We start from the raw sequence: 21,586 nt of genomic DNA, 5'->3' as shown, positions 1-21,586 counted from the left end.
GAGGCGATCCTCCCCCGTGAGTGCTCCGGTGGGGGAGCGAGCCTGCTCGCGAAAGCGTCAAATCAAACGCTACAGAGAAATCGGCTTACGCCCCGCAAACGAATGCGCCAACGTCCCGCCATCCACCAGCTCCAGCTCACCACCCAAAGGCACACCATGGGCGATGCGCGAGGCGATCAGGCCCTTGCTGCTGAGCAACTGGGCGATGTAATGCGCCGTGGCTTCGCCTTCCACAGTCGGGTTGGTGGCGAGAATCACTTCAGTGAACGTACCCGCCTCCTCGATGCGCGCCATCAGCTGAGGAATGCCGATGGCTTCCGGCCCCAGGCCGTCGAGGGGTGACAGATGCCCCTTGAGTACGAAGTAACGACCGCGGAAACCGGTCTGCTCCACGGCGTAGACATCCATGGGGCCTTCCACCACGCAGAGCAGCGTATCGTCGCGCCGGGTATCCGCGCATTGTGGACAGAGGTCATCCTCGGTCAGCGTGCGGCATAAACGGCAGTGACCGACCCCTTCCATGGCCTGGCTCAACGCCAATGCCAGTCGCGAGCCGCCGCTGCGATCGCGCTCGAGCAACTGCAACGCCATGCGCTGGGCGGTTTTCTGACCCACACCTGGTAACACGCGCAGGGCATCGATCAGTTGGCGAATCAAAGGGCTGAAGCTCATGGGAAAAAATCCGGTAAAACAACGAGACGCGGTTTATACCCGCGCCTCCGTCAAGCGTCAAATAGCAGCGGCAATCAGGCTTGGGCGACCTTCACCACCAGTTTGCCGAAGTTGCGCCCTTCCAGCAGACCGATAAACGCATCAGGCGCATTCTCCAGTCCGTCGACCACGTCCTCGCGGAACTTCACCTTGCCATCTCGCACCCAGGGCGCCATAGCGCTGATGAACTCAGGCTGACGATCGCCATAGTCGTCGAACACGATGAAGCCCTGGATGCGGACACGCTTGGTCAGCAGCGTGCGCTGCAATTGCGGCAGGCGATCCGGCCCACTCGGCGCTTCGCTGGCGTTGTAGGACGCAATCAGACCACACAGCGGGATCCGTGCCTTGGGATTGAGCAACGGCACCACCGCATCGAACACTTTGCCACCGACATTTTCATAATAGATGTCGATGCCCTTGGGGCACGCCTGAGCCAGTTCATCAGCGAAGTCCGGGCTCCTGTGGTCAATGCAGGCATCGAAGCCCAGTTCCTCAACCACATAGCGACACTTGTCCTTGCCACCGGCCACGCCGACCACACGCAAGCCCTTGATCTTCGCGACTTGCCCGACCACCGAGCCCACGGCGCCGGACGCGGCCGCCACCACCAGGGTTTCACCGGCCTTGGGTTGACCGATGTCCATCAACCCCATGTAGGCAGTCATGCCCGGCATGCCCAGTACGCCCAAGGCCATGGAGGGGCGCGGCAGTGTTGGCGGGAGCGGCATGATGCTGCGGCCGTCGTTGATACTGTGGCTTTGCCAACCGGTGACGCCGACCACCAGATCGCCCTCCTGAAACTTTGGATTGAGCGAGCGCTCGACCCGACTGACAGCGCCACCGGTCATCACCTCGCCGATTTCCACCGGGGCGGCGTAGGACGGCGCATCACTCATACGCCCGCGCATGTAGGGGTCCAGCGACAGATAGAGGGTTTTGAGCAATACCTGGCCGTCGGCGAGATCGGGCAGCGTGACCCGTTCCAGGCGAAAGTTTTCCGGCGTCGGCGCGCCGACCGGGCGCGAAGCCAGGACGATGCGTTGGTTGAGGATCAATTCAGGCATGTCAGCGTCTCCTGTGGTCGATGAATTCGGGGATATAGGGAGCAGACTGTTGTGGCGGTGGTGGGTTCGATGATTCTACTCTGGGACCGAGTTGACTTCTTCGCGAGCAGGCTCGCTCCCACAAGTTTCATGTGATCCTGCTCGCGAAGGCGGCCTGACAGGCAATGCATTTCCAACAGGCAAAAACAAAAATGCCAGGCGCAATGCCTGGCATTTTTATGTAGCCCATCCGAAGCGCTTTAGCGAATCAGAACGGCAGTTTCATGCCCGGTGGCAGTTGCATGCCAGCGGTCATGCTGCCCATTTTTTCCTGGCTGTTGGCTTCGATCTGGCGCACGGCGGCGTTCACCGCGGCGGCGACCAGATCCTCGACCACTTCACGGTCGTCCTCGTCCAGGCCCGGCAGCACGCTCGGATCGATGTTCACTTTTTTCACGTCATGACGACCGGTCATCACCACGCTGACCAGATCGCCACCCGCCTTGCCGGTGACTTCAGCGTTGGCCAGCTCTTCCTGCATCTTGGCCATTTTTTCCTGCATCTGCTGCGCCTGCTTCATCAGGCCGGCCATGCCACCTTTCATCATGGGAATCACCTCAAAAGTACTTGGATTAAAGCGGCGCCCGGCTCATTCGGCCGAGCGCCTTCAGTTATTAGCCCTGACTGACCAGGGCTTCGACAGGTTCAATAGTATCGTTACGGATCACCGCACCGAACTGCTGCATCATTTGCTGGATGAACGGATCACCGTGGATCGACTCCTCGGCCTCGCGCTGGCGGTCGGCACGACGGCGAGACGCAGCCTGGGCCGGGGTTTCCTGCTCGGGCTTGATCAACTCCATGGTCAGCGTCAGCGTGCGCCCGTGATACTGGTTCAACGCATCGTTAAGGCGACGCTGCTGCGTGGCATTGAACAAGGCACTATGGGCCGGATCCAGGTGCAACAACCAATTGTCACCATCGACGGCGATCAAGGTGCAGTTGGCGGCGATGCTGCCGGTCATGCCGGAAATCGGCAACTTCGGGAACAGCTCCAGCCACTGCAGGGCCAACCCGGTGGCCGGCGCTGCCGCAGGCTCAGGCTCGGGTTCCGGCGTTGGCTCGGCAACGTGTTCGCTGGCCAGATCATCGAGGTAGCTGTAGGCCGAATCCATGTCTGGCTCGATGTAGTCCTCGTCCAGTGGCGGTTCGTCATCCAGATCCATGCCCGGTGTAGCGGCATCGACCTCAGCCACGGATGGCTCGGGAATCGACGCCGCTACCCACTCTGGAGCATCCGGCACCACGCTATCAGGCGTCGGTGTCATGACCGGGGGCAATTCGGGCTGCTCGCTGGCGGTTTCCAGCACCGGCTCCACCGCTGGCTGCTGGACGACAGCTGGCTCGACCGGGTCATTCCACGGCAGGTCGACCACTTCCTCGACCACGGTTGCCTCGACCACAGGTTCAGGTTCAGGCGCCGGCTCAGGAACCACTACCGGCGCAGCCACTACCGGTGCAACTGCCGCAGCGACTACCGGCGCAACGACGGGCGCGGCAGCCACGGATTTGGCGGAATCAACTGTGGCCTGGCTGATCCCCACTGGCTTTAGCGTTTGCCTCGGGGCATCCGCGGTGTCGGCCGGCCGGAACGCGAGCATCCGCAGCAGCACCATTTCAAAACCGCCGCGCGGATCCGGCGCCAGCGGCAAGTCGCGGCGGCCAATCAACCCCATCTGATAGTAAAACTGCACATCTTCGGCCGGCAGCGCCTGGGCCAACGCCAACACCCGGTCACGGTCGCCCTGGCCATTGTCGACACCCTCGGGCAAGGCCTGGGCGATGGCGATACGGTGCAGCACATTGAGAATTTCCGAGAGCACACCGTTCCAGTCCGGGCCTTGTTCAGCCAGATGACGGACAGCTTCGAGCAACGCCTTGGCATCGCCTTCGATCAACGCATGCAGGACGTCATAGACCTGACCGTGATCGAGGGTCCCGAGCATCGCCCGCACGTCGGCGGCCATGACCTTGCCTTCACCGAAGGCAATCGCCTGGTCGGTGAGGCTCATGGCATCGCGCATCGAACCATCGGCCGCGCGGCCCAGCAACCACAGGGCATCGTCTTCGAACGGCACGTTTTCGACGCCCAGCACGTGGGTCAAATGCTCGACCACGCGCTCCGGGGTCATGTTCTTCAGGGAAAACTGCAAGCACCGCGAGAGAATCGTTGCAGGAAGTTTCTGCGGATCGGTGGTCGCCAGGATGAACTTGACGTAGGGTGGCGGCTCTTCAAGGGTTTTGAGCAGCGCATTGAAGGAATGGCTGGAGAGCATGTGCACTTCGTCGATCAGGTAGACCTTGAAGCGACCGCGGCTCGGCGCGTATTGCACGTTATCGAGCAACTCGCGGGTATCCTCGACCTTGGTGCGACTGGCGGCGTCGATTTCGATCAGGTCGACAAAACGACCTTCATCGATTTCACGGCACACCGAACACTCGCCGCAGGGCGTCGAAGTGATACCTGTTTCACAGTTCAGGCATTTGGCGATGATCCGCGCGATGGTGGTCTTGCCGACCCCGCGCGTACCGGTAAACAGGTAGGCGTGGTGCAGCCGCTGGCTGTCCAAGGCATTGATCAGAGCCTTGAGCACATGGGTCTGGCCGACCATTTCGCGGAACGAGCGCGGACGCCATTTACGTGCAAGAACCTGATAACTCATCGAAAACCATCGCAACGAAAGAAGCAGAAGCGGCTAATGCTAGCGGAGCAAGGCCAAAATTGCATCCGGTGCGCTCGTCTAATCTGGCTAAGCTGCTTTTTGGGGGCTTTTTGTTTCAAAAATAGCGGAGTGTTTATGCGGCTGGCCTTGGGGGCACTGCTGTTGATCAGCCTGAACGGCGCCGCCGCGCAAGCGCCTTTGCGTTTTGTGGTGCCCGACAGTTGGGCGATGCCGATGGTGCAACTTGAACATGGCCGTCCCACTCAGGGCATCCTGTATGACGTGATGCTCAGCCTCGCAACCCAGGTCGGCGCACCGGCGGAGTTTCATGTGTTGCCACGGGGCCGGGTGCAAAACGCCATGGAACAGGGCGAAGTCGATGTTCGTTGCTATGCCGCGCAGTCCTGGCTGCCCAATCAGTCCGGGGACTACCTTTGGAGCATCCCGCTCTTTACCCAACCTGATTTGCTGATCAGCCGCCCTGACCCGCAGACCTCGATCGTTCCGGCAAACCTCTCGCGGCAATCCATCGGTACCGTGCTCGGCTACAGCTACCCCACCTTGCAACCGCTGTTCGACGCCAATCAACTGCACCGGGACGATGCCCGCAATCAGGAACAGGTACTGGAAAAGCTCCAAGCCGGACGCAATCGCTACGCCGTCAGTAATCAATGGACACTGGACTGGTTCAATCAGCGGCTGCCACCCGACCACCAATTGCAAGGTGTAGCGGTGCTACAGGAGCAAAGTGTCGGTTGCTATGTGCGCAATGATCCGACGGTGCCGGTACAACGGATTTTGCGTACGTTGTTGCGCATGAAAATGTCCGGGGAAATCGATGACATCATCGGGCTCTATATCGGCGGCAAGCCGTAACCCTTGTGGGAGCGAGCCTGCTCGCGAAGGCTGAGTATCAGGCAACAAAAAATGTCGACTGATATTCCCTCTTCGCGAGCAGGCTCGCTCCCACATTCGTTGCTCACGAATCTCACACGTTTGGTTCAGGCCACTCGATCCGCCGCCCGCCACTGCGGCGGCGCGATAAATCCTGCCACCCAACCCGGCACTTCCGTGGATGGCATGGGCCGGGCAATGAAGTAACCCTGAGCCACTTCACAACCCAACTGCAGCAACAACTCACCGTGTTCGACGCTTTCCAGCCCCTCGGCAATCACCTGCCGGCCAAACGCCCGGGCCAGGCCAATAACGGCAGTGGTCAGGGCAAGGTCATCGCCGTCATGCAGAATGTCACGCACAAAGGATTTATCGATCTTGATGGTTTGAGTGCGTAGACGCTTGAGGTAGCTCAGGGACGAATACCCCGTCCCGAAATCCCCCAGTGAAAACTGCACGCCCAGTGCCTGACAGTCTTGCAGACAATCGCTGACATGCTGGATATTCTCGATGGCGACCGATTCGACGATTTCCAGATCAAGCCGCTGCGGCGCAACCCCGGCATGCCGAGCCAGAACGCCTTTGAGCCGGTCGACAAAATCCACCCGCTGAAAATGTCGCGCCGCGATGTTGACGCTGACCGGCCAGTCATATCCGGCCTGACGCCACTCATCCAGCTGCGCCAACACCTGATCCATCACCCACTCGCCGATATCGATGATCAGGTCGGTTTCCTCCACCAGCGGTAAAAACTCCCGGGCAGGCACGATGCCATTCTGCGGATGATTCCAACGCAGCAACGCCTCGAAACCGACGACTTCGCCACGACGCATGTTGACCTTGGGCTGGAAATGCAGACGCAACTCATCACAAGCCAGCGCCTGACGCACCTGCTCTACCGTCTGGTGAGTGGCCTTGACCTCGCGATCGCGGGATACATCGAATAGATGAAAGCGCTTGCGTCCGCTTTGCTTGGCCACATACATCGCCTGATCGGCGTGACGCAGCAGGGTTTCGGCATTTTCGTTGTCGTGAGGGAAGAGTGTGACGCCAATGCTGGCGTACACATTGATGTCCTTGCCATTGAGCGAGTACGGCGCCGAGATCGATTCCAGCACCCGACTCAGCGCCGCGCGCAATTCCGGCAAGTCACGCACATAACGCAACACCAGGACGAACTCGTCACCGGCCAGTCGCGCCACCACATCCTCGCCGCGCACAATACTGCGCAATCGTTTGGCTACTTCCACCAACAATAAATCGCCACTGGCATGCCCGTAGCCATCGTTGACGGCCTTGAAGCCATCCAGATCGAGCATGCATACCGCCAGAGGAATGCTTTCCTGGCGCGAGAACTCCAGCGCCTGATCCAGCAAGTCCGAGAGAAAGGCGCGATTGGGCAACCCGGTCAACACGTCATGCCCGACCCGCCATTGCAGGGAATGCAGCAGTTGACGCTTTTCGCTGATATCGAAACGAATCGACAGGTAACGCTCAATGCGTCCGGTGACTTTATCGAGCACTGGCACCATGGTGCTTTCGACCCAATACAGGCTGCCATCTTTCGCACGGTTGCAGATTTCGCCCTTCCAGACATTGCCCAGGGCGATGGTGTGCCACATGCCGGCGAAAAACTCGCTGGAGTGCATACCAGAATTGAGCAGGCGATGGTTTTGCCCGAGCAATTCCTCGCGGCTATAACCGGAGATCGCGCAGAATTGATCGTTGACGTGGGTAATCCGGCCGGTCAGATCGGTCTCGGAAAAAATAGCGGCGGCATCCACGGCCCTGCGGTACTTCTCATCCATGAGTCAGACTCGCTGTCGCTGGCGGTGGGACCTGTTTAAGGCAGCAGCACCAATATTTGTAATATTTTGCAAGGCTTCAACGTCATGCCTGGACTCTCGTAACCCTGCAAGTGCGCGCGATAATGACTCGCCCACACTGTTCGAGCGTTCGAGAACAGATCACTCGATGCCTCTTTTGGGCGCAGATTCTACGAAACGCATCACATTTTGCAAAGCAAGGTGATGGATCATGCCGTTGCCTAATGCAAAAAACTATCGTTAAGTTCTTGATTATAAATGGGAATCGAGCGATGCAAATTTCAAGTTTGGGTCCAGCCATTCGGCGCTACCGCAAGGTCGCGGGGCTTACTCAGGCTGAACTTGGCGAAAGAACCGGTTTTGACCCCAAAACCATCAGCCGCTTCGAAACCGGCACCTATACCCCCAGCGTGGACGTACTGTTCCTGCTTGCCAATGTGCTGGGGGTGAAGCTGAAAGCCTTTTTCGCCGACCTGGGCGAGGAAGATGAACAGCGGGCGTACCTGTTCGATGTCGTACATAAAGCCACCCCAAAGGATCTGGGAAAGCTGATCGCAGCGGTTGACCAGGCCTTGTCCAAGCCTTAGAGCCAGAAATGAAAAAAGGAGGTCGACTTGTCGCACTCGACAGGCCGGCCTCCTTTTTTTGTACCGCTTCCTGAATCGGAAACGAAAAAAACCGCAATGGACAAAGGCCATGGCAGTGCAATAAACATTAATTTTAAGCTGGAAACGCGAAGAGGGTTCGCGTGGCGTTAAGGTGGCGACCCCACCAGCCACACCCCGGCACACAATGTCACCGCTGCGGCTGCTCCCTTCCAGGCCTGACCGGGTTCACGGCTGATCGTTGCGGGGGGACCGATGGGGTCACCATAACGATGCTCACCTGACGGCGAGCCGCGCCATTGTACCTATCTGAGTCGAAGTTACAACCGTTCCGACGGATTAAAAATATAGCTGCTTCAATGACATGCAGAACGCCCGATAGATCACGGCGCCCGGCAGTCCCTACAGGTCCTGTACGACCTCGTCCGCCCTGCCGCCCTCGCGCTGGATGACCAGATGGATGAAGTGCAGCTTGGCGATCACTGCCGGTGGCAGCACAAAAGGATAGAAATCCGGCTGCCCCATGCTGCGCGACAGCTCATTGAGCATGCCGGCCAGTTCGATCCAGGCGTTGACGAACGACAGGAACGCCGCGCCGCCCGGATGCTGCGGATCGTAGAGGGTATCCAACGGAAATGGCTGATAGTCGAAATCCATTTCCCGGGCACTCATGCCAAATCCCAGCGCCGTATCCACCGCGTCCATCATGTGCAGGTAGTGCGCCCAGGTTTCGGCCCAGTCCTCCCAGGGGTGCATGGTCGCGTAAGCGCTGACGTAGTGCTGCTGCCAATCCAACGGGGCACCTTGTTGATAGTGACGGTCCAGCGCCTCGGCGTAACTGGCGCGCTCATCGCCGAACAGCCCGCGAAACGGCGCCAGCCAATCCCCCCCGGCAATCAAACGATCCCAATAATAGTGCCCGACCTCATGGCGAAAATGCCCAAGCAACGTGCGGTAGGGTTCGTGCATCTGCACCCGCACCTGCTCACGATGGGCGTCATCGGCTTCCTTGATATCGAGGGTGATCAGGCCATTCGCATGGCCTGTGGTGGGCGACTTGCCTTCGAGGTCCGTACCGATGAAATCGAAGGCCAGGCCGGCCTCCTCATCCACAGTCTTCGGGATGACCTGCAGCCCCAGGCTGACCAATTGCGCCACCAGTCGCCGCTTGGCGATTTCCACTTTGCGCCAACGCTCGGGGTTTTCCGGGACGGACAGATCAGGGATGGTGCGATTCAAATCGCACGCTGCGCACAAGGTATCCTGATCATTGGCGGGCAGCAGCCAGTTGCAGGCGGCCGGGGAATCGAGGTTGGCGCAACGGCGAAACAGTCCTGCGCCGGGATCAACGTCCAGCAACCAAGTGCCCGATTGCGTACCCGGTTGCAACGAGGACAAGCGACTCTGCTCTGGCTGATAGCCCAACGCCGCCGAACAGGCCAGGCACTGGCTATTGCGAAAAAACAGGGACTGTCCGCAACGACAGGGCCAGACCTTGCTGTTGCGCGAACTTTCACCCACGAAAGGCGCGGCGATACGCGAGCTGAGCTGTTCGAAGAAACGGTACATGGCGATCTCTCCCTGGGGCTTGCCAAGACTAGATCATCCTGGGCCCGGGATCGTTCCGTGTTTCAAAACAGCTCTGTGGCGAGGGAGCTTGCTCCCGCGGGGCTGCGTAGCAGCCCCATTCCATCGCTGCGGTTACTCAGGTGGATCACATGTACCGATTTTGCGCCGGCTTCGCCGCCGAGCGGGAGCAAGCTCCCTCGCCACAAAAAAGCCCTAACACAGGACTTGGGTCAGACCGGTATGCCGTGCTCCTTCAGGAACGCCACAAACGCCTCTTCATCCAGCACCTTCAGCCCCAGCTCATTGGCCTTGGTCAACTTCGACCCCGCCCCCGGCCCGGCCACCACGCAATGGGTCTTGGCCGATACCGAACCCGCCACCTTGGCACCGAGACTCTCGAGCTTGTCTTTGGCCACGTCACGACTCATCAGCTCCAGGGAACCGGTCAGCACCCAGGTCTGGCCAGCCAGCGGCAAACCTTCGACGACTTTCTTTTCGCTGTGCCAGTGCATGCCGAACTCGGCCAATTGTTTTTCGGCTGCGACTGCAAACAGCCGATTATCCTCAACCGCAAAAAACTCGCGAACCGAACTGGCCTGCTTCTCCGGCAACGCCTGGCGCATGTCCAGCCAGTCGGCCTCGATCACCGCTTGCAGAGAACCAAATTTGTCGGCCAGTTTCTGTGCACCGCCCGGGCCAACCAACGGAATGTGCAACTTGTCGAGAAAACCGCCCAAGGTCGTACTGGCGGCAAATTCGGCGCCCAGCTCCCCCTGATCCTGAATCTGCAAACCATGTTTGAGCAGATCGGCGATCACTTGCTGGTTGTGCGCATCCTCAAAGAAGCTGTGAATCTCATGAGCCACCTCCAGACCGACATCCGGCAGGTAAGTCAGCACCTGCGGCAGTGCCTGCTGCACCCGCTCCAGCGAGCCGAGGGAACGCGCCAGCACCTTGGCCGTCTCCTCACCGACATCGGGAATCCCGAGAGCGTAGGTAAAACGCGCCAGGCCCGGCTTCTTGCTGTCTTCGATGGCACCCAGCAACTTCTTGCTCGACAACTCGGCAAAGCCTTCCAGATCGACAATGTCCTCGAACTTCAAGGCATACAGATCCGCAGGTGAACTCACCAGCCCCTCATCCACCAACTGCTCGACGCTCTTGTCACCCAGGCCTTCGATATCCATCGCCCGCCGGGAAACGAAGTGAATGATCGCCTGCTTGAGTTGCGCGCCGCAGGCCAGTCGACCGACACAGCGGTACACCGCGCCTTCGCTGACGGTCTCGCGGCCCTTGCTGCGTTTGACCAGTTGCGTGCGCTCGACGTGGGAGCCGCAGACTGGGCACTGTTCGGGGATTTGCACCGGCCGGGCGTCGTCCGGACGCCGCTCGGTGACCACCTGCACCACTTGCGGAATCACGTCGCCGGCACGGCGAATGATCACCGTGTCACCGATCATCAAGCCCAGGCGCGCCACTTCGTCCATGTTGTGCAGCGTCGCGTTGGCCACGGTGACACCGGCGACCTTGACCGGTTTCAGACGCGCCACAGGGGTGACAGCCCCGGTGCGACCGACCTGGAATTCCACATCGAGCAACTCGGTGAGTTCTTCCATGGCCGGGAATTTGTGAGCGATGGCCCAGCGCGGTTCGCGGGCGCGGAATCCCAACTCGCGCTGCGAAGCGATGCTGTTGACCTTGAACACCACGCCGTCGATTTCATAGGGCAACGCGTTGCGGCGCTCACCGATGTCACGGTAATAATCCAGGCATTCATCGATGCCGTTCGCCAGTCTCAGCTCATGACTGATCGGCATACCCCAAACTTTGAGCTGCTGAAGATTACCGATGTGCGTATCGGCGATATCCGCGGACACCTGGCCGATGCCGTAGCAGCAAAACTCCAGCGGCCGATTGGCCGTGATCTTCGAGTCCAGTTGCCGCAAGCTGCCCGCCGCTGCGTTGCGCGGGTTTGCGAAGGTCTTGCCACCGACTTCCAGCTGTGTGGCGTTGAGGCGCTCGAATCCGGCCTTGGACATGAACACTTCACCGCGCACTTCCAGGGTCGCCGGCCAACCAGTGCCGTGCAGCTTGAGCGGGATGTTGCGAACCGTGCGCACGTTGACGCTGATGTCTTCGCCGGTGGTGCCGTCGCCACGGGTAGCACCGCGCACCAGCACGCCATCCTGATACAGCAAGCTGACCGCCAAGCCATCGAGCTTGGGTTCGCAGCTGTACTCCACCGCCGCACCACCGCCAAACAAATCACCAGCCGGCAAATCCAGCCCCTCGGTCACCCGGCGATCGAACTCGCGCATGTCGGTTTCTTCGAAGGCGTTGCCGAGGCTGAGCATCGGCACTTCGTGACGTACCTGGGTGAATGCCGACAGCGCCGCGCTGCCCACTCGCTGGGTCGGTGAATCGCTGGTGATCAGTTCGGGATTGGCGGCTTCGAGCGCCTTGAGTTCATTGAACAGCCGATCGTATTCGACGTCCGGGATGCTCGGCTCGTCCAGCACGTGGTAGCGATAGTTGTGCAGATCCAGCTCGGCACGCAGCTCTAGAATGCGGTTTTTGGCGGCAGTCATGGGTGTTCTCTCATAAAGCAAAAGAGCAGCCGAGGCTGCTCAATTTGTAAATACGGTGCTGCTGATTGTAGGAGCCGGTTTGCTGGCGATGGCGATTTCAAGTCCGTCATCGCCAGCAAGCCGGCTCCTACAGGGCGTGGCCAACTTCAGCGTTTCTGGGTCAGTGCACGACGCTCGAATTCAACGATACGTTGACGATAGTGCTCGATCGTCTGGGCGGTCAGTACGCTGCGCTGGTCGTCTTTCAGTTCGCCATTCAGCTCCTGGGACAATTTACGCGCTGCGGCCACCATGACGTCGAAGGCTTGCTTCGGATGACGCGGACCTGGCAGCCCGAGGAAGAAGCTCACCGCTGGCGTGCTGAAATGGTCGATATCATCCAGATCGAAGACGCCTGGCTTGACGGCGTTGGCCATGGAGAACAGCACTTCGCCGTTACCCGCCATGCTTTCGTGACGATGGAAGATGTCCATTTCCCCGAAGCGCAGACCACTTTCCAGAATGTTCTGCAACAATGCCGGGCCTTTGAAGCCGGCCGCGTCGCGGCAAATCACGCTGATGACCAATACTTCTTCGGCCTGTGGCTGATCCTTGTCGCTGACCGATGGCGAAGCCTTGGCTTCTTCAACGAAATCGTCGTCGCGGCTGCTGAAGCTCGGACCACCATCCAGGTCGAGGCTCAGGTTCATATCGCCCTGGGCCGGTTCGCCACCGCGCTTGCCGCGCTTGGAACCCGATTCACGGGGCTCGCGCGCCGGCATACTCACCGACGGCAAATCATGCTCGTCCAGTTGCGGTTCCTTGTGCGTGTCCAGCACGCGAGACGGGCCCAACAGCTCGGCGCTGGTGTCCTCGTCCGGCAGGTTGGACAGACTTCGGTCAAGACGGAATTTCAGTTTTCCCTTGCCGCCGCGCATGCGGCGCCAGCCGTCGAAAAGAATACCGGCAATGACAATGATGCCGATGACGATCAGCCACTCGCGCAGACCGATTTCCATGTAATCCCGTGCCTCTATAAAAAATGCTGAAAAATAAGGGGTTTACAACCTGTAAACCGCTTTAAAACGTGGCGCCAACTCTATGTTCTGACAGGCGTTTTGCCCACGTATACGAAAAATTGACATTAAACTAGCACGACCAAAGACAACTTTACACCGTCTGTCACAATGGCTTCAGCGAATATGTCGATTGGCCAGCAAGTCAGGACAAGTAAAAAAGTCCTATACGCCCGTAGTACCTGTCCTACAGATACAAATCAGGCATCCACCATCGCCATCGCCTCCTCGACATCCACCGCTACCAGACGCGAACAACCGGGTTCGTGCATCGTCACCCCCATCAGTTGATCAGCCATTTCCATGGCGATCTTGTTGTGGGTGATGTAGATGAACTGCACCGTCTGCGACATCTCTTTGACCAGCCGCGCGTAGCGACCCACGTTAGCGTCATCCAATGGCGCGTCAACCTCATCGAGCATGCAAAACGGCGCCGGGTTCAACTTGAAGATCGCAAAAACCAGGGCCAATGCCGTCAGGGCTTTTTCGCCACCGGAGAGCAAATGGATGGTGCTGTTCTTCTTTCCTGGCGGCCGCGCCATGATCGTTACCCCTGTATCGAGTAGATCTTCGCCCGTCAGTTCCAAATACGCGCTGCCTCCACCGAAAACTTTTGGGAAAAGCGCCTGTAAACCGCCATTGATCTGATCAAAGGTATCCTTGAAGCGGTTACGGGTTTCCTTGTCGATCTTGCGAATTACGTTTTCCAGCGTTTCGAGCGCTTCCACCAGATCGGCGTCCTGGGCATCCAGATAACGTTTACGCTCGGATTGTTGCTGGTATTCGTCGATGGCCGCGAGGTTAATCGCACCGAGGCGCGCAATGCGCGCGGCAATGCGTTCGAGTTCTTCCTCGGCGGCCTTTTCGCTGGCCTCGGCGGTCAGCGTGGCAAGCACGCCGTGGAGGTCGTAACCGTCTTCGAGCAACTGGTCCTGCAACGCCTTGCGTCGCACCGTCAGCGCTTGCCACTCCATGCGTTGCTGTTCGAGCTGACCACGGATCAACTGCGACTGCTGCTCGGCCTGGCTACGACGTTTCTCGGCGTCGCGCAATTCGCGGTCGGCATCTTCCAGGGCGATTTGCGCGGTCTTGAGTTCTTCGTCGACGGTCATGCGCTTGTCGAGCAACTCTTCGAGCTTCAGGCGCAACTCTTCCAGCGGCGCCTCGCCCTCCTCCAGATTGAGACTCAACTGCTCACGTTTTTCGGTCAGGCGTTCGGACTGCATTTCCAGACGCTCCAGCGCCTGGCGCGTCGAATCGTGCTGCGCCCGCAGCGAACCCAGGCGCACCGCCAGTTGATGGGCGTGATCCTTGTGCTGCCGCGCTTCCTGACGCACCCGGTCAAGCCGCTCGCGCAAACTGTCGCGTTGGGCCAGCAGTAACTCACGCTGCTCGGTGTCCTGCGCCATGCTGTCGAGGGCTTCCTGCAATTGCAGGCGCGATTCGCCGATGTTTTCGTGCTCCAGCGCCCGTTGTTCGTCCAGCTCTGAAAGCTCTTCGTCCAGGCGGGTGCGACGCAGAGTCAACTGTTCGACCTTGGCCTTGCCAGCCGACAACTGGGCTTTCAACTCACCCTGTTGGCGGGCTTCGTCTTGCAGCAAGCGCCGCAAATGTTCGCGGCCGTTTTCCTGCTGGCGCTGTTGCGCCCTGAGGTTTTGAAGCTGGGTTTCCAGGGTTTCGACCGCAGCCTCTCGCTCTTCGCGCTCAAGGCTCAGTTGCTGGATCTCCTGCCCCCGGGCAAGCACACCGCTTTCCGCTTCGCTGGCACGGCGTACGCGCAGGAAATGCCGGCCGACCCAGAATCCGTCGCGACTGATCAGGCTCTGCCCGGTGGCTAACTGACCGCGCAAGGCCAGCGCCTGCTCCAGACTCTCGACCGGTTTGACCTGTCCCAGCCACGGCGACAGATCGATCTGCGCCTCGACCTTGTCCAGCAAGCTGCCCGGCACACGCACGCCATCGCTGGCGGGGCTGAGCAAACGCAGATCGCCTTGGGCAAATCCGGACAGATCAAAATCGTTGAAATCGTCCACCAGAACCGCTTGCAGATCGGCACCGAGCACGGTTTCCACCGCCAGCTCCCAACCGGCTTCAACTTTCAGGCCTTCGGCCAGGCGCGGACGATCGGCCAGGTGTTGTTCGCGCAGCCACTCGGCGGTGCCGGTGCCCGGATCCAGCGCGGCTTGCTGCAGGGCTTCCAGCGAGGCCAAACGGCCATTGAGTCGCTGCAAGTCGCCCTGAGCCTGTTGCTGCGCCGACAGGGTTTGCTGCAATTGCTGGCGCAGTTGTTCAAGCTTTTCGACCTGGGCTTCTTCACTGGTCTGCAAATCTTCCAGGGTCGCCTCGGATTCAGCGAGCTGCTCGCTGAGCTCCATGATCGCTGCGTCTTCCGGGTCCGCCGACAGCAAGGCGCGCTCTTCGCCAAGACGTTTATGGCGCTCGGCCAGACGCTCAAGACTGGTTTCCAGCTGCTGGATTCGCGATTGCTGGACCTCGGCCTGGCGCCGCGGTTCGGCGGCGGTCAGGTTGAACGCATCCCACTGCTCCTGCCAGCCATGCATGGTGGTTTCGGATTCTTCCAGCGCGGCGGCGGCCTCTTCGGCGGCGGCGCTGGTGACTTCCTGCTCGGGGGTGAGCATGTCCAGCTCTTCGCCGAGGGTCAGCAGCAAGGTGCGGTCATGGCCCAAGTGCGACTCGGTTTCCAGGCGCGCGCGTTCGGCTTCCTTCAAATCGTCCTGCAACTGCCGCAAGCGCTGCTGGCCATGCTGGATGCTCTGCTCGACCCGGGCGATGTCGCCACCAACCGAATAGAAGCGTCCCTGCACCAGATTGAAGCGTTCGGACAGATCATGGTGCCCGTCGCGCAGACGCTCGATGGCGGCGTCGGCGTTGCGCTGCTCGGCCACCAGTGCTTCGAAACTGATTTCCTGGGTGCCAATGATCGCTTCGCGCTGGCTGACCTGATCATTCAGATCCTGCCAGCGCAGGGCCGACAGTTGCGCCTTGAGCTGACGCTCTTCGCCCTTGTATTCCTGATACTTCTTGGCCGCTTCGGCCTGACGGTGCAAACGTTCGAGCTGACGTTCGAGCTCTTCGCGCAGGTCAGTCAGGCGCGCGAGGTTTTCGTGGGTACGGCGGATACGGTTTTCGGTCTCGCGCCGGCGTTCCTTGTACTTGGAGATCCCCGCCGCTTCTTCGATGAAATTGCGCAGGTCTTCCGGCTTGGCTTCGATCAGCTTGGAAATCATCCCCTGCTCGATGATCGAATAGCTGCGCGGGCCCAGACCGGTACCGAGGAAGATGTCGGTAATGTCACGACGACGGCATTTGGCGCCGTTGAGGAAGTAGCTGTTCTGGCTGTCGCGGGTGACTTTGCGGCGAATGGAAATTTCCGCATAGGCGGCGTATTCGCCGATCAAGGTGCCATCGGAGTTATCGAACACCAACTCGATACTCGCCTGGCTCACCGGCTTGCGACTGGTGGAGCCGTTGAAGATGACGTCGGTCATCGACTCGCCGCGCAGGTTCTTGGCCGAGCTCTCGCCCATCACCCAACGCACGGCGTCGATGATGTTTGATTTGCCGCAACCATTGGGCCCGACCACCGCCGCCATGTTACTGGGGAAGTTCACCGTGGTCGGGTCGACGAAGGATTTGAACCCCGCCAGCTTGATGCACTTGAGCCGCACCCTTAAGCGTCCGTCAGGGCAGAGATCACCAGATCGCAACTGCGCTGGCCATAAGCCTTCAGCACTTCGCGAATCTGTACAAAATCACGGGCGATGACGGCGGCGAGCAGCCGCTCGAACAGCTCCAGGTACTCGCTCATCGAGGCTTTGCGCTGATCCAGGGCAAGGAAGTAGGCACGGCTCATGGCCGGTTGCAGGTTTTCGACGGTTTCCTGCAGATAAGGATTGTTGGCGAACGGATACGTGGCGCGCATCACATTGAAACTGTCGTCGACGAAGGCGTGGATGTCCTGGCGTTCGTAGCTGGCGGTCAGGCGCTGCTGAATCTGTACGAACGGCGCCAAGTCGGCCTGGACTTTCCAGCCATTGGCCACGGCGTTGGCCAGCAGGATGTACATCTCGCTCATCAACGTGCACAGGCTCTGCACCTTGTGCGCGGTGAGTTCGGTGACGTGGGCGCCACGGCGCGGCAGGATCGCGATCAGGTGACGACGTTCGAGAATCAGCAAGGCCTCGCGGACAGAGCCACGGCTGACGTCGAGCGCCTGCGTGACCTTCTGCTCCTGGATGCGCTCCCCGGGCTTCATTTCGCCGCGAATGATGCGTTCGGCGAGGTGGTGAGCGATTTGCTCGGCGAGGCTGTCCGGCGCCTTGAACGTCATGGTTGTCCTTCAAACTCTTCGATCTGCACAAGCGGCGCAGTGTAGCGCAATTGATACGTCATGGCGGAGTGCCCAACCGGCGGAATTTGGCACGATTCAAGCAAAAAGCAGCCTATCCCGCGAGGGTCAATACTGTAGGAACACGTGGTTGATCGACGAAATGCATTTTCCTGACCTTTAAGTCAGAAAATCATTGACCGAAAAGTCAGACCTGCTAAATTCGGTCACATCGGTTAACAACAATAATGAGTCTGCGAGGCCATCCGTGATCCAGTTTTTACTCAACCAGGAACTCCGTAGCGAGCACGCCCTGGACCCGAACCTGACCGTGCTCAACTATTTACGCGACCATGTGGGCAAGCCCGGCACCAAAGAAGGCTGCGCCAGCGGTGACTGTGGCGCGTGTACCGTGGTGGTTGGCGAGTTGCAAACAGATGACGCTGGCCGCGAACACATTCGCTATCGCAGCCTCAACTCATGCCTGACCTTCGTTTCGTCCCTGCACGGCAAACAATTGATCAGCGTTGAAGACCTCAAGCACAAAGGCGAGCTGCACAGCGTGCAGAAAGCCATGGTCGAGTGCCACGGCTCGCAATGCGGGTTCTGCACCCCCGGTTTCGTGATGTCGCTGTTCGCCCTGCAAAAGAACAGCGATGCGCCAGATCATCACAAGGCCCACGAAGCCCTGGCCGGCAACCTCTGCCGATGCACCGGCTATCGGCCGATCCTGGAAGCGGCCGAGCAGTCCTGCTGCGGTAAAAAGCCGGACCAGTTCGACGCCCGTGAAGCCGAAACCATCGCCCGCCTCAAAGCCATCGCGCCGACCGACATCGGCGAACTCAACAGTGGCGACAAGCGCTGCCTGGTGCCGCTGACCGTCGCCGACCTGGCCGACCTCTACGACGCTTATCCACAGGCGCGCCTGCTCGCTGGCGGCACGGACCTGGCACTGGAAGTCACGCAGTTCCACCGCACCCTGCCGGTGATGATCTACGTCGGCAACGTCGCCGAAATGAAAAAGATCGAACGCTTCGACGATCGCCTGGAAATCGGCGCCGCCACCGCCCTCTCCGACTGCTACGACGCCCTTAAGGCCGAGTACCCGGACTTTGGCGAACTGCTGCAACGCTTCGCCTCCCTGCAGATCCGCAACCAGGGCACCCTGGGCGGCAACATCGGCAACGCTTCGCCCATTGGTGATTCGCCGCCCCTGCTGATTGCCCTTGGCGCGCAAATCGTCCTGTGCAAGGGCGAAACCCGCCGCACCATGGCCCTCGAGGATTACTTCATCGATTACCGCGTCACTGCCCGCCAGGAAAGCGAGTTCATCGAAAAAATCATCGTGCCCCGCGCCAGCGTCGAACAACTGTTCCGCGCCTACAAAGTGTCCAAGCGTCTGGACGATGACATCTCGGCGGTTTGCGCCGCGTTCAATATCCGTCTTGAAAACGGCGTGATCGCCGACGCCCGCGTGGCGTTCGGCGGCATGGCGGCCATCCCGAAACGCGCCAACAGCTGCGAAACCGCTTTGATCGGTGCGCCTTTCAACAGTGCCACCCTGGAACGTGCCTGCGCCGCGCTGGCCGAAGACTTCACGCCGCTCTCGGACTTCCGCGCCAGCAAGGAATATCGCCTGCTCAGCGCGCAGAACCTGCTGCGCAAATATTTCATCGAACTGCAAACACCGCACATCGAGACTCGGGTGACCGCTTATGTCTAACCATCACGCCGTAGAGAAGACCCAGGCCGAACTGGCTGAACTGTTCGCCAAGGACCTGACCACGGGTGTCGGCCGCAGCGTCAAGCATGACAGCGCCGCCAAGCATGTGTCCGGTGAAGCGCAGTACATCGACGATCGCCTGGAATTTCCCAATCAGCTGCATGTGTACGCCCGTCTGTCGGACCGTGCCCACGCGAAAATCATCAGCATCGACACCTCGCCCTGCTACGCCTTCGAGGGTGTGCGCATCGCCATCACCCACGAAGACGTGCCGGGCCTGAAAGACATCGGCCCGCTGATGCCCGGCGACCCGTTGCTGGCCATCGACACGGTGCAGTTCGTCGGCCAAGTGGTAATGGCCGTGGCCGCCCGTGACCTGGAAACCGCGCGCAAAGCCGCCATGGCCTCGATCATCGAATACGAAGACCTGGAACCGGTGCTGGACGTGGTCGAGGCCTATCGCAAAAAACATTACGTGCTGGACAGCCACACCCATGAACGCGGTGATTCGGCAAATGCGTTGGCGACCGCGAAAAATCGCATCCAGGGCACCTTGCATATTGGCGGTCAGGAGCACTTCTACCTCGAAACCCAGATTTCTTCGGTAATGCCCACCGAAGACGGCGGCATGATCGTCTACTGCTCCACGCAAAACCCCACCGAAGTGCAGAAACTGGTGGCCGAAGTTTTGGACGTGTCGATGAACAAGATCGTCGTCGACATGCGTCGCATGGGTGGTGGTTTCGGCGGCAAGGAAACCCAGGCGGCCAGCCCGGCCTGCCTGTGCGCGGTGATCGCGCACCTGACCGGCCAGCCGACCAAGATGCGCCTGCCACGGGTCGAAGACATGCTGATGACCGGCAAGCGTCATCCGTTCTATGTCGAATACGACGTGGGCTTTGATGACAGCGGTCGCTTGCACGGTATCCAGCTGGAACTGGCGGGTAACTGCGGCTGTTCGCCGGACCTGTCGAACTCGATTGTCGACCGGGCGATGTTCCACTCGGACAACTCGTATTACCTGGGCGATGCGACCATCAATGGTCACCGCTGCAAGACCAACACCGCGTCGAACACCGCGTACCGTGGTTTTGGCGGCCCGCAAGGCATGGTCGCCATCGAAGAAGTGATGGACGCCATCGCCCGCCATCTGGGCCTTGATCCGCTGGCGGTGCGCAAGGCCAACTACTACGGCAAGACCGAGCGCAACGTCACCCACTACTACCAGACCGTCGAGCACAACATGCTCGAGGAAATGACCGCCGAACTGGAAGAAAGCAGCCAATACGCCGAGCGCCGCGAAGCGATCCGTCGCTACAACGCCAACAGCCCGATCCTGAAAAAAGGCCTGGCGCTGACCCCGGTGAAATTCGGTATTTCCTTCACTGCCAGCTTCCTCAACCAGGCCGGTGCCCTGGTGCACGTCTACACCGACGGCAGTATTCACCTGAACCACGGCGGCACCGAAATGGGCCAGGGCCTGAACACCAAGGTCGCGCAGGTCGTTGCCGAAGTGTTCCAGGTGGAAATGGACCGCGTGCAGATCACCGCCACCAACACCGACAAGGTGCCGAACACCTCGCCGACCGCTGCCTCCAGTGGCGCCGACCTGAACGGCAAGGCCGCACAGAACGCCGCGGAAACCATCAAGAAACGCCTGATCGAATTCGCCGCGCGGCAATACAAGGTCAGCGAAGAAGACGTGGAGTTCCACAACGGCCACGTGCGGGTTCGCGATCACATCCTGACCTTCGAAGCGTTGATCCAGCAGGCGTATTTCGCCCAGGTCTCGCTGTCGAGCACCGGATTCTACAAGACCCCGAAAATCTACTACGACCGTGGCCAGGCCCGTGGTCGTCCGTTCTACTACTTCGCTTTCGGTGCAGCGTGCTGCGAAGTGCTGGTCGACACCCTGACCGGCGAATACAAAATGCTGCGCACCGACATCCTCCACGACGTCGGCGCCTCGCTGAACCCGGCCATCGACATCGGTCAGGTCGAGGGTGGTTTCATCCAGGGCATGGGCTGGCTGACCATGGAAGAGCTGGTCTGGAATGCCAAGGGCAAGCTGATGACCAACGGCCCGGCCAGCTACAAGATCCCGGCCGTGGCGGACATGCCGCTGGACCTGCGGGTGAAGCTGGTGGAAAACCGCAAGAACCCCGAAGACACGGTGTTCCACTCCAAGGCCGTGGGCGAGCCGCCGTTCATGCTCGGCATCGCCGCCTGGTGCGCGATCAAGGACGCCGTGGCCAGTCTTGGCGATTACAAGCACCAACCGAAGATCGATGCACCGGCAACGCCGGAGCGGGTGTTGTGGGGGTGTGAGCAGATGCGCCAGTTGAAGCAGGTGAAAGCCGTCGAGGCCGAAACCGAATTGGCTCCGCTCTAAGACCGAGGCGCTGCCTTTGGGGGGGGGGGGGGGGGGGAAGGGGGGGGGGAGGGGGAAGGGGGGGAGGGGGGGCGCTGGGCAGGGAGAGAACAAAGGCAAAAAAAGC

The 21,586-nt window shown here is 60.0% G+C and carries 14 protein-coding genes and 1 other RNA gene; 4 read left to right on the top strand and 11 right to left on the bottom strand.

Annotation, left to right across the window (positions count from 1 at the left end; all coding sequences use genetic code 11):
* Positions 1-69 precede the first annotated feature (69 nt).
* The 4 genes from recR to dnaX all read right to left on the bottom strand — a co-directional run bounded on the left by recR (position 70) and on the right by dnaX (position 4,480).
* Positions 70-672 carry a recombination mediator RecR gene (gene recR, locus ACSFE6_RS26150; protein ID WP_433739514.1) on the bottom strand — a complete coding sequence of 201 codons (603 nt, stop codon included), beginning with the start codon at positions 670-672 and terminating at the stop codon, positions 70-72.
* Between the two features lie 74 nt (positions 673-746).
* Entirely contained in the window at positions 747-1,778 is a 1,032-nt protein-coding gene (locus ACSFE6_RS26145) for an NADP-dependent oxidoreductase (protein WP_435430298.1), read from the bottom strand.
* A gap of 247 nt (positions 1,779-2,025) precedes the next feature.
* On the bottom strand, positions 2,026-2,364 hold the full coding sequence (locus ACSFE6_RS26140) for a YbaB/EbfC family nucleoid-associated protein (RefSeq protein WP_435430297.1): 339 nt from the start codon (positions 2,362-2,364) through the stop codon (positions 2,026-2,028).
* A gap of 67 nt (positions 2,365-2,431) precedes the next feature.
* Complete coding sequence (gene dnaX / locus ACSFE6_RS26135) at positions 2,432-4,480, bottom strand: DNA polymerase III subunit gamma/tau (RefSeq protein ID WP_435430296.1); 2,049 nt, start codon at positions 4,478-4,480, stop codon at positions 2,432-2,434.
* A gap of 135 nt (positions 4,481-4,615) precedes the next feature.
* Between dnaX and ACSFE6_RS26130 the strand changes: the two genes are divergently transcribed.
* A complete protein-coding gene (locus tag ACSFE6_RS26130) occupies positions 4,616-5,356 on the top strand; it encodes a substrate-binding periplasmic protein (protein WP_435430295.1) in 741 nt (246 codons plus the stop codon).
* Between the two features lie 125 nt (positions 5,357-5,481).
* On the opposite strand, the gene ACSFE6_RS26125 is transcribed toward ACSFE6_RS26130, so the two are convergent.
* The gene (locus tag ACSFE6_RS26125; protein WP_435430294.1) at positions 5,482-7,182 is read right to left on the bottom strand and encodes a putative bifunctional diguanylate cyclase/phosphodiesterase; all 1,701 of its coding nucleotides are present in this window, start codon (positions 7,180-7,182) and stop codon (positions 5,482-5,484) included.
* Positions 7,183-7,472: 290 nt separating this feature from the next.
* Here ACSFE6_RS26125 and ACSFE6_RS26120 point away from each other — a divergent pair, with 290 nt between their 5' ends.
* Positions 7,473-7,787 carry a helix-turn-helix domain-containing protein gene (locus ACSFE6_RS26120; protein WP_435430299.1) on the top strand — a complete coding sequence of 105 codons (315 nt, stop codon included), beginning with the start codon at positions 7,473-7,475 and terminating at the stop codon, positions 7,785-7,787.
* A gap of 179 nt (positions 7,788-7,966) precedes the next feature.
* On the opposite strand, the gene ffs is transcribed toward ACSFE6_RS26120, so the two are convergent.
* The 6 genes from ffs to ACSFE6_RS26090 all read right to left on the bottom strand — a co-directional run bounded on the left by ffs (position 7,967) and on the right by ACSFE6_RS26090 (position 17,368).
* Positions 7,967-8,063: signal recognition particle sRNA small type (ffs, locus tag ACSFE6_RS26115), an RNA gene on the bottom strand.
* Between the two features lie 144 nt (positions 8,064-8,207).
* Complete coding sequence (locus tag ACSFE6_RS26110; RefSeq protein ID WP_435430293.1) at positions 8,208-9,374, bottom strand: zinc-binding metallopeptidase family protein; 1,167 nt, start codon at positions 9,372-9,374, stop codon at positions 8,208-8,210.
* A gap of 230 nt (positions 9,375-9,604) precedes the next feature.
* Positions 9,605-11,962 (bottom strand): NAD-dependent DNA ligase LigA, encoded by a 2,358-nt coding sequence (ligA, locus tag ACSFE6_RS26105; RefSeq protein ID WP_435430292.1) that lies wholly within the window; start codon positions 11,960-11,962, stop codon positions 9,605-9,607.
* 146 nt (positions 11,963-12,108) lie between these two features.
* Complete coding sequence (gene zipA / locus ACSFE6_RS26100) at positions 12,109-12,960, bottom strand: cell division protein ZipA (protein WP_435430291.1); 852 nt, start codon at positions 12,958-12,960, stop codon at positions 12,109-12,111.
* 257 nt (positions 12,961-13,217) lie between these two features.
* The gene (gene smc / locus ACSFE6_RS26095) at positions 13,218-16,706 is read right to left on the bottom strand and encodes a chromosome segregation protein SMC (protein WP_435430290.1); all 3,489 of its coding nucleotides are present in this window, start codon (positions 16,704-16,706) and stop codon (positions 13,218-13,220) included.
* A 2-nt stretch (positions 16,707-16,708) separates the two neighbouring features.
* A complete protein-coding gene (locus ACSFE6_RS26090) occupies positions 16,709-17,368 on the bottom strand; it encodes a GntR family transcriptional regulator (protein ID WP_435430289.1) in 660 nt (219 codons plus the stop codon).
* 265 nt (positions 17,369-17,633) lie between these two features.
* Here ACSFE6_RS26090 and xdhA point away from each other — a divergent pair, with 265 nt between their 5' ends.
* Both xdhA and xdhB read left to right on the top strand, forming a co-directional pair.
* Positions 17,634-19,088, top strand: a complete 1,455-nt coding sequence (gene xdhA / locus ACSFE6_RS26085; RefSeq protein ID WP_435430288.1) for a xanthine dehydrogenase small subunit — start codon at positions 17,634-17,636, stop codon at positions 19,086-19,088.
* Positions 19,081-21,480 carry a xanthine dehydrogenase molybdopterin binding subunit gene (gene xdhB, locus ACSFE6_RS26080; RefSeq protein WP_435430287.1) on the top strand — a complete coding sequence of 800 codons (2,400 nt, stop codon included), beginning with the start codon at positions 19,081-19,083 and terminating at the stop codon, positions 21,478-21,480. Before xdhA ends, xdhB begins: the two co-directional genes overlap by 8 nt.
* Positions 21,481-21,586 lie beyond the last annotated feature (106 nt).

The sequence above is a fragment of the Pseudomonas baetica genome (genome assembly GCF_051216495.1).
Classification (GTDB): domain Bacteria; phylum Pseudomonadota; class Gammaproteobacteria; order Pseudomonadales; family Pseudomonadaceae; genus Aquipseudomonas; species Aquipseudomonas baetica_B.
This window is presented reverse-complemented; position numbering and strand designations above follow the sequence as displayed.